Source organism: Streptomyces thermovulgaris, assembly GCF_002155915.1.
Taxonomy (GTDB): Bacteria; Actinomycetota; Actinomycetes; order Streptomycetales; family Streptomycetaceae; genus Streptomyces; species Streptomyces thermovulgaris.
In genome coordinates this window covers 1-13,474 of record NZ_MUME01000012.1, presented here as the reverse complement: position 1 = coordinate 13,474, position 13,474 = coordinate 1, and the positions used below count along the sequence as shown (strand labels likewise).

The 13,474-nt window shown below is 72.3% G+C and carries 10 protein-coding genes; 2 read left to right on the top strand and 8 right to left on the bottom strand.

Annotation, left to right across the window (positions count from 1 at the left end; genetic code table 11):
- The first annotated feature begins 50 nt into the window (after positions 1–50).
- Positions 51–599 (top strand): GNAT family N-acetyltransferase, encoded by a 549-nt coding sequence (locus CCN35_RS01370; protein ID WP_067389703.1) that lies wholly within the window; start codon positions 51–53, stop codon positions 597–599.
- A 177-nt stretch (positions 600–776) separates the two neighbouring features.
- On the opposite strand, the gene CCN35_RS01365 is transcribed toward CCN35_RS01370, so the two are convergent.
- From CCN35_RS01365 to CCN35_RS01325, 8 genes are all read right to left on the bottom strand, one after another.
- The gene (locus CCN35_RS01365; RefSeq protein ID WP_067389786.1) at positions 777–1,613 is read right to left on the bottom strand and encodes a TIGR02452 family protein; all 837 of its coding nucleotides are present in this window, start codon (positions 1,611–1,613) and stop codon (positions 777–779) included.
- A gap of 301 nt (positions 1,614–1,914) precedes the next feature.
- Positions 1,915–2,208 (bottom strand): DUF6510 family protein, encoded by a 294-nt coding sequence (locus tag CCN35_RS01360; protein ID WP_086791289.1) that lies wholly within the window; start codon positions 2,206–2,208, stop codon positions 1,915–1,917.
- 92 nt (positions 2,209–2,300) lie between these two features.
- Entirely contained in the window at positions 2,301–3,014 is a 714-nt protein-coding gene (locus CCN35_RS01355; RefSeq protein ID WP_086791287.1) for a ferredoxin reductase, read from the bottom strand.
- On the bottom strand, positions 3,014–3,613 hold the full coding sequence (locus CCN35_RS01350; protein ID WP_067389709.1) for a sulfite oxidase-like oxidoreductase: 600 nt from the start codon (positions 3,611–3,613) through the stop codon (positions 3,014–3,016). Before CCN35_RS01350 ends, CCN35_RS01355 begins: the two co-directional genes overlap by 1 nt.
- 388 nt (positions 3,614–4,001) lie before the next feature.
- On the bottom strand, positions 4,002–7,010 hold the full coding sequence (locus tag CCN35_RS01345) for a 3-keto-alpha-glucoside-1,2-lyase-like domain-containing protein (protein ID WP_086791284.1): 3,009 nt from the start codon (positions 7,008–7,010) through the stop codon (positions 4,002–4,004).
- Between the two features lie 579 nt (positions 7,011–7,589).
- Complete coding sequence (gene modA / locus CCN35_RS01340) at positions 7,590–8,369, bottom strand: molybdate ABC transporter substrate-binding protein (protein WP_211285481.1); 780 nt, start codon at positions 8,367–8,369, stop codon at positions 7,590–7,592.
- Between the two features lie 943 nt (positions 8,370–9,312).
- Positions 9,313–9,681: an ArsR/SmtB family transcription factor gene (locus tag CCN35_RS01330; protein WP_067389795.1), complete on the bottom strand. Its 369-nt coding sequence runs from the start codon at positions 9,679–9,681 to the stop codon at positions 9,313–9,315.
- Positions 9,682–9,733: 52 nt separating this feature from the next.
- Complete coding sequence (locus tag CCN35_RS01325; RefSeq protein WP_067389715.1) at positions 9,734–11,470, bottom strand: SulP family inorganic anion transporter; 1,737 nt, start codon at positions 11,468–11,470, stop codon at positions 9,734–9,736.
- 200 nt (positions 11,471–11,670) lie between these two features.
- Here CCN35_RS01325 and CCN35_RS01320 point away from each other — a divergent pair, with 200 nt between their 5' ends.
- Positions 11,671–13,404 (top strand): sensor histidine kinase, encoded by a 1,734-nt coding sequence (locus CCN35_RS01320; protein ID WP_067389718.1) that lies wholly within the window; start codon positions 11,671–11,673, stop codon positions 13,402–13,404.
- The last annotated feature ends 70 nt before the right edge of the window (positions 13,405–13,474 follow it).

The following is a 13,474-nucleotide window of genomic DNA, read 5'->3' as shown; positions in this document are numbered from 1 at the left end:
GAGACCTTTTCTTCGGATCGTCCTCGTGGGCGTGCGATGGGTTGCCCGCCATGAGCGGACTCGGCCCCGTCATGTGGCCGCCGGCCCCGATGAGGACCGAGCGGCTCGTGCTCCGCGAGTCCGAAGCCCGGGACCGCGCGGCGTTCACCGAGCTGTTCGTCTCGCCAGAGGTGCACACCCGCCTCGGTGGCCCTCGACCGCGTGAGGAGCTCGAGCGCGCGATGCCTGAGGTGCCCGGGCGGCGCCCCGGCCTTTTCGTGGTCGAGCTCGACGGAGCGACGACCGGCACGGTCACGCTCGAACGGCGCGACGCAGGACGTCCGGGACACATCCGTCCGGAGGGCGGGGAGGCCGGACTCGGCCGCATGTTCCTGCCGAAGGCGTGGGGACGCGGGTATGCCGCCGAGGCGTGCGCGGCGGTACTCGGCTGGTCCGCCGGCGTGCTCCCCGGCGGGCCGGTGGTGCTCTGCACCCGGACCGCCAACGACCGCTCGGTGCGCCTCGCGGCGAAACCGGGATTCACCGAGGTGGAGCGGTTCGAGGAGTGGGGCGCCGAGCAGTGGTTCGGCGCGCGGTCCCCGGTCGCGCCGTCCGGTTGAGCCGGCGGACCGTCCGTCCGGTTGAGCCGGAGGATCGGACGGGGCGAGGCGTCCCGTACCGCGTATTGCTCGGTTCCGCCTCGGCGAGCGGGCGACGGCGCGGCCGTCGCCGCCCCGCCAGGGGGCCTGACGCCGTTCTGGCCCCGTGCGGAGGCCGGCCGGCCCGGTGGCCGCCGGTTATCCGCCGAAGCGGTCGGCGAAGGCGGCCCGGTTCGGCGACCGCGAGGTGCGGTCCCGCACCGCGAACACCACCTTTGCGAACACGTTCCGGTACGCGCCGCTGTCGGCCGCCAGGTGCGCGTGGAAGGCATCGGCGACATGTTCCGGGTCGTTGCGGAACACGCCGCAGCCCCACGCCCCCAGCACCAGCTCGCGCACCCCGTGACGGGCGGCGACCGCGAGTATCAGCCCGGCGCGCTCGCGCAGCGTCCGCGCGATCTTCCCGCCCGCGCCCGCATCGCGCCGCAGGACCTCCCCGGCGTTGGGCGCCGGACAGGTCAGGAAGGACACGGGGTAGGGCTCGGGCAGCAGCTCACCGCGGTCGTCCCGGTGCACGGGGACCGCGGGCGACCAGATCACGCGGTGGCTGTAGAGCAGGTCCGGGGACGCCCGGTGCGCCGCGTAGTAGTCGGGAGCCTCGAGCAGGCACGGATGCAGCAGGGAGGTGCGGCACAGATCCTCCTCCTGCGCGCGGGCGCCGCCGAGGTAACCGCCGCCGGGATTGCGGGCGGAGGCGAAGTTGAGCACCGCGATGTGCCCGGCCCCGGCCAGATGCAGACGGCGCGCCGCCCGCAGGCTGCTCTCCGCCGTGACCTCGAAGACGGTGCGGTGCGCCGGCGGGAACTGCTCGGCGGCGAGCTTCCGCAACGCGTCGGGGCTGTAGCTGACGGTGCCCGAGCGGGCCGCGGCGAGCGGCTCGCGGACCTCGACCCTGCGGCCGTCCGCCAGCCGGTAGAAGCCTTCCTCGACGATACGGGCGTTGCACGCCGCGACTTCACGAAGTCTGCTGCTCACGGTCACGTGACCGTAGGGGACCCGTGAGGCGGCCGTCGACCGGATTTCGGGTGGCCGGTACCGGCGGTCCTGCCGCCGGCCTCGCCCCCACAGGGGTGGCCTTCGACCGAGAGGCCGTCTCACGGTCCCACCCGGTGGAGCGCCGGTTCTGCTGCCCGGCTCGCCACGCCGGCGGAGCCGTGGGGGCGCCGCTCGAGGATCAGAAGGCGGGGAGCGCGAGCGTTGCACGCGCCGACCGTGCCGTGCGCCCGGCAGCCGTTGCCGGGCGCACGGCACGGTCGGGTGACGGTCCGGGCACCGGTCACCGCGCGGAGTGGGGAAGGGGGAAGCGGAACGCCCCCGCGCCGTTGCCGATCTGCAGCCACAGGTGGCCGGGCTGGGCGACGGCCCGCAGGGCGAGGTCGGCGCAGCCGGGGCAGCGCCCGGTGAGGCCGGGGCCGGGACCGGTGCCGTAGACGTGCAGCTCGCCGATGCTGGACGGCATGCGGCAGGTGGGGCAGCGGTGCCAGGCGGTGGTGGGGTCGACGGCGAACACGTCGGCGAGCGGGCCGGCGAGGACGTTGCCGTCGAGGTGCGGTACCGAGAGCTGGTTCACGGGGGACTCCTCGTTGCTGGACGGTGCTGAACGGTGGCGGAAAGTGCTGGAAGGCGGAGGAAGGCGTGCGGTGGTGGAGCCGTGCGGCGGTGTCATCCGAAGCGTTCCGTGCGGATGTGCTCCGGCGACCGGCCGGCGGACAGCAGAAGGCCGTTGACGTGCTCGACGAACGCCGTCGGGCCGCAGACGTAGGTCGTGGCGGCAGGGCCCTTCGGCGGGTCCTCCGGGCCGGGCAGGTCGCCCGCCGTGATCCGGCCCGCGGGGCGGGGCGAGCCGGCGGGCGCCCGGCGGGTGTAGAGGATCCGCAGGTCCTCGCCGGCGGCCGGGGTGCTCAGCTCCCGCGCGTACCAGACCTCGTCCGGGTCGCGCACGGAGTAGATCAGGACGCAGGGCTCGGTGCGGACGGCGGTCGCCCGGCGGGCCCGGAGCATCGCCATCAGTGGCACCACACCGGCACCGCCGCCGATCAGCAGCAGCGGTCCGCGGTCCCCGGGCGTCCACCGGAACCAGCCGCCGAGCGGTCCCTTGACCTCGACGAGCGCACCGACCGGCAGGTCGTCGGCGAGGTACGGCGACACTTCACCGCCCGGCACCACCTGTACTCCCAGCTCGATGATCCGCCCGTCGGAGGGGGCGGCGAGGGAGTAGCTGCGGACGGCCTGGTAGCCGTCGTCCGCGGTGAGCCGGACATCGACGTGCTGGCCGGGCGCGTGGCCCGGCCAGCCGGGGACGTCGAACCGCAGGGCGCGGCCGGTCGCCGTCTGGTCCGTCCGCTGCGTCAGCCGTGCGGGCAGCCACCGGGACATCAGTCGTTCCAGTAGCGCTGTTCGCGCCAGGGGTCGCCGTGGTCGTGATAGCCGGCCGACTCCCAGAACCCGGGCTCGTTCTCCGTGGTGAACCGCAGTGCCCTGACCCACTTGGCCGACTTCCAGAAGTACAGGTGCGGGATCAGCAGACGGGCCGGTCCGCCGTGCTCGGGGGCGAGCGGGTAGCCGTCGAAGGAGTGGACCAGCCACGCCTTGTTGCCGGTGAGGTCCTCCAGCGGGAGGTTGGTGGTGTAGCCGTCGTAGGACTCCGCGACGACGAAGCCGGCGTCGCTCTCCACCTGCTCGAGGAGGGTGTCGAGCCCCACGCCGCTCCACCGTGTGTCGAACTTCGACCAGCGGGTGACGCAGTGGATGTCCACGGTGGGATGCTGCTGCGGCAGGGCCGTCATCTCCTCCCAGCTCCATGTGCGGCTCTCACCGGTCTCGCTGGTGACGGTCAGCGACCAGTCCTCCGTCGGCACATGGGGGGTGGGACCGGCGGACAGGACCGGGAACGACTCGGTCGGGTACTGCCCCGGGGGCAGCCGTCCCTCGAAGGCGTGAGTCCTGCCGCGAAAGCCCGGCGAGAAGCCGCTCACGGATGACTCCCCTCGTCGCAGGTGCACGCGGGCGCGTGCGTCGGTTTCCGCTTCCCGCTGTGCGCCCCCTCGTCCGGGCGCGGCCGGTGCGTGCGGACGGGGACACGATCAAGGACGGGTGTCGTGCGGTGCCTTGTCCGGCGTTCGGTGTGCCGGGGTTCGGCGCATCGGCGGCCGGGCGACGTGGACGGATGTGGGCATACGTGCACCTGGAGGCTCGCAGCGCACTTCTCCATGGTCGGCCAATCGCCTCGGGCCGCAACTCGGCCGCCGGCAGTCCGTGCGGGCTCGGGGCGTACGGCACCGGGAGCAGGCCCGGGCCGGGCCGGACGGCCACGAGGGCCCGCCCGACCCGGCCGGGGATCACGGCGGAGCGGGGATCACGGGATCACGGCAGAGGCGTGATCCGGATGTTGCGGAACCTGACCTTGTTCCCGTGGTCCTGCAGCCGGATCGCCCCCGCGGCGGGGCCTTCCGCCCTGCCTCCCGCGGTGGGTCCGTCGACGGTCACGTCGTCGTGGACCTTCTTGCCGTTCCAGATCACCGTGACCCGGGCGTCGGCGGTCTTGCGGCCGTTGTCGTCGTAGCGGGCCGCGCGGAAGACCACGTCATAGGTCTGCCAGGTCTCGGGAGCCGTGGCCGCGTTGATGTCCGGCGCCCGCTTCAGATAGATCGCCCCGGCCCCGTCGGCGGCCGGCGAGGTGTCGCCGTAGGAGTCGAGGATCTGGAGCTCGTAGCGGTCCTGGAGGTAGACGCCGCTGTTTCCCCGGTCCTGTCCGGTGACGTCGGGAGGCAGCTGGGGGATGCGGAACTCCACGTGCAGGGCGAAGTCCTGGTACGCCTCCAGGGTGCGGATGTCACCGCAGCACACCTCCATCGACTTCTCGTCGGTGAGCGGCCACCGCAGGGCTCTGCCGTCTGTGTGCTGCCACTGGGCCTGCGACGCGGCCGTTCCGTCGAAGAGGGTGACCGGGACCCCGTGCGGGCGGACGGTGATCAGGTCGAGGTTGACATGACCGGTGTCGCCGGGGTCGTACCGGTAGGAGATCGTGTTCTGCCCGGCGCGCAGGGCCAGCTTCTCGGTCTGCGTCGACCAGGAGTCCCAGTCACCGGTGGAGGCGAGCCTCGTCTGCCGCACCTTCTTCCCGTTGACGTACAGGGAGAGGGACTTGGTGCCCTGGAACGGGTGCGGCCCGTTGGAGTAGCGCAGGCCCACGTCGTAGGAGCCGGTCTTCGGGACCGTCACCTCGAAGGTCGTGGCGGCCTTGCCCTCGGTGGTGTAGCGGTCGACGAAACCGCTGCCGGAATGGCCCGTGTGGTCGGTGTTGATGCCGGCCTTGCCGGTGAGGCGTGCCTCCTCGGCCTCGTACAGGGTGGCGGGAGGCGGCTGCTTGCCGGGCATCCGGTTGAGGGTGTACCAGGCCTCGGTGCTCCACAGCGGTTCACCGGCGGCCGAGGTGAAGGGACGCGGGGAGCGGACGTGGACCACGCGGCCCAGCTTCAGACCGTCCAGCCGGAGCCTGACGGTACGGCCGTCCTCGGAGAGCGTCGCCGAGCGCACGGGAAGCGTCTCCTCGGCGATCTTCCGGCCTCCGTAGTCCGTGGTGGGCGTGTAGCGCCACTGCTCGACGCGGTAGCGGGCGGCGAGCCGTTCGGCGGTGGCGGCGGAAAGGGGCTGGGTGTACGTCAGGTCGAAACCGCCGGGCACGGCACGCATCGACTTGATGTCGAAGGTGTTCCTGCCGTTCGGGGTCAGCTTCTGCAGGCCGTACCTGAGCTTGCCCTCCTGCCCCCAGTTGCCGTCGGCTCCCAGACCGCCGGCGTAGATCGCGCCGTCGGGCCCCAGGACGATGCGGTTGACGCCGGCCTCGAGGCCCTGGGTGTAGCGGAAGACGGCGCCCTGGTACTGGCCCTGCACCTTCTCCAGATAGGCGCGCTGCAGACCGCCGTAGGTGACGTCGCCCAGCAGCATCTGCCCGGCGAAGGGGCCCTTCTTCAGATACAGCGGAGTGGAGGGCGAGTTGGCGATCTCGTTCTGCGGCAGCCACAGCACCGGCTCGGTGACGGGGGAGTCGTCGAAGATGCCCGGGGGCTCGGTGTAGTGGTTGAAGAAGCGGCCCTGCTCGATCTGGACGAGCTTCGACGCGGGAAGCCATCCGCCCTGGTTGTCGGTGACGAAGATGCCGCCCTCGGGACCCCAGCCGATGCCGTTGGGAGTCCGCAGGCCGCCCGCGACCGGGGTGATGCGCCCCGTCCTCTTGTTGATCCTGTACGTGACTCCGCGTCCGGGCGCGGGCTGCGGAGTGGTGGTCGCGCCGCCGTAGTCGATGGCGACGGAGAGGTTCACGTAGAAGTGACCGTCCCGGTAGAGCAGGCCGAAGGCGAACTCGTGGAAGTTCCCGCCGTACGGCCAGGTGGCGACCGTGCGGTACTCGTCGGTCACCTCGTCGCCGTCCTTGTCGACCAGCCGGGTCAGCTCGTGCTTCTGCGAGACGTACAGCGAACCGTCCACGTACTTGATGCCCATGGGTTCGCGCAGCCCGCTCGCCACCTTCTTCACGGTGACCTTGTCCCGGCTCGTCCGGCCGGTCACGTTGTCGAGCAGATACACCTCTCCGGCAACGTTGTCAGTGCCGCCCCACGTGCTGATCGCAAGCCGCCCGTCGGGCAGCCAGTCCATGCCGCTGACCTGCGGCTTGAAGCCCTCCGGGCGCAGGTCGGTGAGCGTCAGGTCGGGGCGTACGGAGTTCAGCGGCAGACCGTCGCCGGGGGAGTCGCCGCTCTCCTCGCACTCCTTGCGGCCCGGTGAGGTGACCCGGACGACACCGGCGTCGGTGCTCAGCGCCTCACGGGGCACGACCGCGAAGTCGCTCTCGCCCGGGGGCCTCCAGGCCAGCTGGAGCCGCTGGTCGCCGTCCCGTTCGAAGTGGTCGATGCGGAACGGGTGCGCACCGGCGGTGAGATGGACCGCACCGTCCTTCGGCTCGCTCCCGTGGAGCCCGTCGTGGTCGATCACGGTCTCGCCGTCGATGGTCAGCCGTGAACCGTCGTCGCTGGTGAGACGGAACACATAGCTGCCGGTGCGCGGCACGTTCAGATAACCGGACGTCTCGGTGACGAAGTGGTCGGTGAACCCGCCGAAGTCGTCGGCCGTGGACCAGTCGATCCTCGGCATCAGCTTGTCGTGGTTGGGAGTCTGACCGGGTTTCAGGGTGCACAGCTTGCTCAGCGGCGTCTGCACGTCGAACACACGGAGGGTGACTCCCGGCTCCTGCGGGGGGATGTCCGCGGGCGCGGCGGAAGCCGGGGGAGCGGAGCATGGACCGCCGACGAGGAAGGCCCCGGCCAGCAGGGGGATCAAGTGTCTTCTGGCGCGCGGAAACAGACGTTGGGGCAATGGTCCTCCACGAGTTGGGGACCGGACCGTGCCGGAAATCGTTCCGGTCTGCTGGGTTTGCGCTGCACTTGTGCCGCCACGGTAGAAGACTTCTGCTTGGCATGTCCACGCTTTGTCGGCGAAGAGTTCAAAGTCCGGACCGTCCCGGTCGTGCTTCCGCCGCGACGCGGAGCATCGGCACGAAGACCCGCAGAACGCGCACACGGCGCACCGGCGAACGCCGCCCCGCGTCGTGACGGAGAGTCCGGGCACTCCCCGGATCGGCCTTGCCCGGACGTCTGCGCCGCCCGTCGTGCGGAGACCCGGTGCGAGGGCACGAGCCGCAGGGGTCGCCTGCCGCGGAGGTGCCGCGGTCGCCGGTGGCCGCTCGCGCCGATGCCGGAACCGGGCGCCTGGCCGACGTCCTTGGGCATGTGCCCCGCGTCGTCGCGGACGCGGAAGCGGGTCCTGTCCTGGAGCCGCTGACCCAGGCGGGGCCGGGGCGGGCAGGAGAGCGCGGGCGGGAGGTCTGCGCCGGTGCGGCGAGGCCGTGGCTCACCCGTGGGGGGCGGGGCGCGGCACCGGTCTTGCGGAGCGGGATCACGGCTTGAGGAAACCGGCCTCGGCCAGCACCCGCTGACCCTCGGGGGACCGCACCAGCGCGATGAACGCCTTGGCGGCCTCGGCGTTCCGGGCGTTCTTGAGCAGGGCGATGGGGTAGTCGTTGACGGCCCTGGCGGATTCGGGGAAGTCCACGCCCTGCACCTTGTCACCCGCCGCCTTCACATCGGTCCTGTAGACGAGGGCGGCGTCGGCCTCCTTCAGCACCACCTTGTTCAAGGCGGACTTGACGTCCTTCTCGTAGGACACCGGGGTGAGCTCGACGCCGCCGGCGGCCAGGGCCTTCTGCGCGGCGGCGCCGCACGGCACCGTCCTGTCGCAGAGCACGACCTTCAGACCGGACCTGGTGAGGTCCTTCAGGGAGGCCGGCTTGTCGGGGGCGTCCGGCAGGGTGGCGATCTCCAGCCGGTTGCGGACGAAGGCGGCCGGGGCGCCGGCCGTCTCCCCTCTCTCCGTGACGATCTCCATCGGCCTGGGACCGGCGGCGGCGAACACGTCGGCCGGGGCGCCGGCGGTGATGCTCGCGGCGAGCGTGTCGCTGCCGCCGAAGCTGAAGGCGACCTTCGTGCCCGGGTGGTCCTTCTCGAACTTCCTGCCCAGGGCGGTGAAGCTCTCCTTGAGCGAGGCGGCCGCGAAGACCGTCACCTCACCGGACGGCTTCGACGACGAGGAGGCGGACGCGGAGGAGTCCGAGCCGGGCGGCGAGCAGGCGCCGAGGGCCACGAGGGCGACGGCACCTGTCCCGGTCACCCGCAGCATGCGGCGGGTCCGGCGGACGGAACGGATGGTCACGGGGCCGACTCCCTCTGGTCCTGAACGGACTCGTCTGGTCCTGGTGGTCCTGAACGGGCGCGTCCGCGGTCCTTCGGCGACCGCAGCGGTCGGTCTCCCGCGGTCGCCCAGGCGCCTCATGGTGCCGGTGCCGGCACCGGGCAGGGCGATCGCGCCTCCGGTCCAGTGGCTGCGCATACGGCGATGATACTGGCGCATGTGCGGGGATGAAGCCGCCTGCTTCCTCGCGTCTGCGAAGTATCGTGCGGGAAGTCCTCGCACATGCGTTTGCAGGGAACGGCGGGCCGGGTGCGCCGCCGGCGGCATCCGGCACCTGCCGTTTCACCGGGCCGCTCCTGTACGGCGTCCTCACCGCGGCCGGCCTCGCCCGTCGCAAGAACCGCCTGCGTTTCCCGATCGCCGTGCGCGGCGTGGACAGGCGCCGTGCGCTGCCGTCCTGGGCGGAGATCGAGCGGACCTCGGCCGCGCTCCCGTCCTGCTCGGCGTCGCTCTCGACGGCGCGCCGCTCGACCGTGTCGGCCCGCAGGTGGTGCTTTCTCAAGGACGTTGCGAGGCCGGCGCATCAGCGGGATCGACGTGATCCAGGCGGACGGCGGCCACCCCGCCATGGGTGCGCCCTGGTGCGTTCCGTGCCCGGCACGCCCGTCCGGGTACAGGCACACGGCACACCGGACGAGCGGCCTTCTCCGTGTTTCTTGGTGTTTCTTGTGCGTCTCGTGCGTCTCGCGTTCCTCTGCGCCGTCGTCCCGATCGCCACGTGACCGCGGGCAGCGAGCAGCGGGCGCCGGCGCCACCCGGGCCCGGCCGACCGCGGGCGCGTCCGCCGCCGCGGCGTCCGGAATCGCCGTCGGCCGTCCCGCCCGGTCCCGGGGCCCGCCGCCACTCGTGGCGGGGCTCCGGGAGCGGTTCGTCAGCGGGCCGGGGCGCTGCCGGGCGGGCGCGGGCTCTCGCCCTGCGCCGCCTGCAGGTCGGCCAGCATCTCCGCCTGCCCCGCGAGGACTCCGGACAGGATCGTCCGTGCCACCCGCAGCAGCTCGGCCACGTGCGGATCGGTCAGCGAGTAGTGGACGGTCGAGCCCTGCTTGCGGGAGACGACCAGGCCGGCCCGGCGCAGGACGGCCAGTTGCTGGGAGAGGGCGGCGGGTTCGATGCCCACCTCGGGCAGCATCTCGGACACCGCGTGCTCGCGTTCGCTGAGCAGCTCCAGGACACGGATGCGTGCGGGATGACCGAGCGTCTTGAAGAACTCGGCCTTCAGTTGGTAGAGCGGCGTGGTCACCATCGTTTCGTCCTGGCTCTGCTCGTGGGCGTCGCAACAGGCGGTAACAACATCAAGAATTGCGCAATCGCGCAATTCCGTGCGCGGGCTGGGAAGCGTCCGGAGCCTCCCCCGGCTGCAGCAGGCCGGCCGTCTCCAGGTAGGCGCGCGCGGCCCGGATCGCCTCGGGTGTGGTGGCGTACTCCCCGCCCTTGCGGTGCAGCAGGTCCAGCACACCGACGGAGTTCAGGACCTGGCGCTGGCCGGGGCGTATGCCGGAGGCCAGGACGACGATGCCGCGCCGGTTGAGCTTCTCCACGGCGTCCTTGAGCACCAGGGCCCCGGTGGCGTCCATGGTGGAGATGCGGGACATGCGCAGGATCACCACGCGCACGTCGGCCACCTCGCTCAGCTCCAGCAGGAAGCGGTGGGCGGCGGCGAAGAACAGCGGCCCGTCGATGCGGTAGGCGACGATGTGCTCGGCGAGCAGGGCGTGCTCCTCGCGGCTGTGGTCGCCCTGGTCCAGGGGTATCTGGTCGAGGCGGGCCTGGCGGGCCACGGCGCGCAGCGCCAGGGCACCGGCCAGGAGGAGGCCGATGACGACCGCCTGGACCAGGTCCAGGGCCAGCGTGGCCAGGGCGGTCAGGGAGAGGATCGCCGCGTCCGAACGGGTCGCCTTGGCCATGGCCCGCAGCGAGCCGACCTCGACCATGCGGACCGCGGTCGCCAGCAGGACGCCCGCCAGGGCCGCCAGCGGAATGCGGGACACCAGCGGGGCGGCGGCGAAGACGATCACCGCGAGGACGACGGCGTGGGTGAGGGAGGAGAGCCGCGAGCAGGCTCCGGTGCGGACGTTGACGGCGGTCCGGGCTATCGCGCCGGTCGCGGGCACTCCGCCGAACAGGGGAGAGGCGATGTTGGCCAGTCCCTGTCCGAACAGCTCCCGGTCCGGGTCGTGCTGCCGGCCCACCGTCATGCCGTCGGCGACCGAGGCGGACAGCAGGGACTCCAGCGCGGCCAGCGCGGCGACCGCCACCGCCGGGGCGAGCAGCGAACCGAGCGCGCCGGGGTCGAGGAAGTCCAGGGACGGCGCGGGCAGCCCGGAGGGCAGGTCGCCGATCGGCCGCACCCCCTCCAGACCGGCCACCTCGACGGTGACGGTCGCCGCGATCACGGCGAGGATGGAGAACGGCACGGTCGGCCGCCACCGCGCGCCCACGAGCATGACCGCGGCGACCGCGAGGGCGCAGCCGAGCGCCGCCCAGTTCGGGTGCCGTGCGAACTCCTCCAGGGCCCGCCAGGCGACGACGAGCACCCGCTCGCCCTCGGGCTGCTCCACCCCGAGCGCGTTCGGGATCTGCTGCAGGCCGATCACGCAGGCGATGCCCAGGGTGAAGCCCTCCACCACGGGAGCGGGCACGTACCGCATGTACTTCCCGGCCCGCAGCGCGGCCAGGGCGACCAGCATCACACCGGCCAGCAGCCCGACCGTGAGCACCCCGGAGGCGCCGTGCTGGGCGAAGATCGGCACCAGGACCACCGTCATGGCGCCGGTGGGCCCGGACACCTGGAAGTCGGAACCGCCGAACAGCGCGGCGAGCGCGCCCGCGACCACCGCGGTGGCCAGTCCTGCCTCGGCACCGAGCCCGGAGGAGACGCCGAAGCCGAGGGCGAGCGGGAGGGCGACGATCGCCACGGTCAGGCCGGCGAGCAGGTCGCGGCGGGGGTTGCGGCCCATGCCGGCCAGATCGGCCCGTGATGGCAGCAGGGACGCGATCCGGGACCGGCCCCGGCTGAGTACGGACGTCATCGAGCGGTGAACCTCGGCTTTCTCTCGGTGGTCGGGGAACCGCCATAGGATCTATGAAATTGCAAAGTTTTGCAATTTCATCAGTTGCCAAGGCCGGCCGGGCACCGTGATGACCCTGCAACCCGCTTGTGTCGCAGCCGCTACTGTGTCAGGTGAGCGGAACGGGACACGTCACTTCGTGGGGGCTTGGAGGATCACCGGTGGGAAGCTCCGAGGAGTCCGGGAAGGCCCGTGTACGACTGCCGCAGCTACGCCTGGACGAGCTGCTGGAGGAGTTGCAGGCGCGACTGGACGCCGCCCGCGGAACCCGGGACCGGGTGCACAGCCTCTTGGAGGCGGTGCTCTCCGTCGGCCGGGAACTGAACCTGGAACAGGTGCTGCACAGCCTCGTCGAGGCGGCGGCGACGCTCGTCGACGCGGAGTACGCGGCACTGGGCGTGATCGGCCCGGACGGCAGGCGGCTGTCGGGGTTCTACACCGTCGGGGTCAGCGAGGAGGAGGTCGCCCGGATCGGCCCCTACCCGGAGGGACACGGCATCCTCGGCGAGCTGATCCGCGACCCGAAGCCGCTGCGGCTGTCGAAGATCTCGGAGCACCCGGCGTCGTACGGCTTCCCGGAGCACCACCCGCAGATGAACACCTTCCTCGGTGTCCCGATCCGGGTGCGGGACCAGGTCTTCGGCAATCTCTACCTGACCGAGAAGCGGGGCGGGCTGGAGTTCGACGAGGACGACGAGTCGGTGCTGTCCACGCTCGCGGTGGCGGCGGGCGTGGCCATCGACAACGCGCGGCTGTACGAGGAGTCGCGGCTGCGCGAGCGCTGGCTGCGGGCCACCGCGGAGATCACCCACAGCCTGATGTCGGGCGCCGCCCCGGCGGACGTGCTCAAGCTGATCGCCGAGCGGGCGCGTGAGATCACGGGGGCCGCGCTGGCGGTGATGTCGACACCGGTCAAGGGCACCGACACGCTCACGGTGGAACTGGCCATCGGCCTGCGGGCGGAGGCGCACCGCGGGCTGCTGCTGCCCGTCGAGGGCACCCTCACCGGAGCGGCGTTCGCCAGCGGGGCACCCGTGAGCAGCCGGAACGTCGCCCACGATCCGCGGATCTCGGCCGGCCCGCCGCGGTTCGCCGGCCTGGGGCCGGCCGTCGCCGTGCCCATCGGGGCCTCGGACGACCACATCCAGGGGGTGGTCCTGCTGGCCCGGGAGGCCGGGGCGCCCGACTTCTCGGAGAAGGAACTGGAACCGCTGCGGGGCTTCGCCGCGCAGGCCTCCATCGCCATGGAACTGGCCGAGCGCCGGCAGGACGCCGAGCAGATCGCCCTGCTGGAGGACCGCGACCGCATCGCCCGGGACCTGCACGACCTGGCGATCCAGCGGCTGTTCGCCACCGGTATGACCCTGCAGAGCGCCGGACGGCTCATCGACCACGAAGGGGCCAAGGAGCGGGTGCTGCGGGCGGTGGACGACCTGGACGAGACCATCAAGATCATCAGGTCGACGATCTTCGGTCTGCGCATGCACGGCGACGACAAGTCCCCCGGGCTGCGGGCCCGTGCGGTGCGCGTGGTCGAGGAGGCCACGCCGGTGCTGGGCTTCGCGCCCAGCGTGCGGATGGAGGGTCTGCTCGACACCCATGTCCCCAAGGAGATCGCCGACGACGTGGTGGCCGTCCTGTCCGAGGCGCTGGCCAACATCGCCCGGCACGCGCACGCCGGCCGCGCGGAGGCGGTGCTGGAGACCGACGGCAGGACGGTGCGTGTCGTGGTCACCGACAACGGCGTGGGCATCCCGCCCGAGGGCCGTCGCAGCGGGCTGGCCAACATGGCCGAGCGGGCCCGCAAACTGGGCGGCGACCTGGAGTGGACCACGCCCGAGGGCGGCGGGACCAGGCTGGTGTGGCAGGCGCCGCTGAGCCCGCCCGAGGAGTGACCGCGGCGGCGACGGGAGCGCTCCTCGCCCGCCCCCGTCCCGTTCCTTCCGCCCCTCGTCTCTCCCGTCC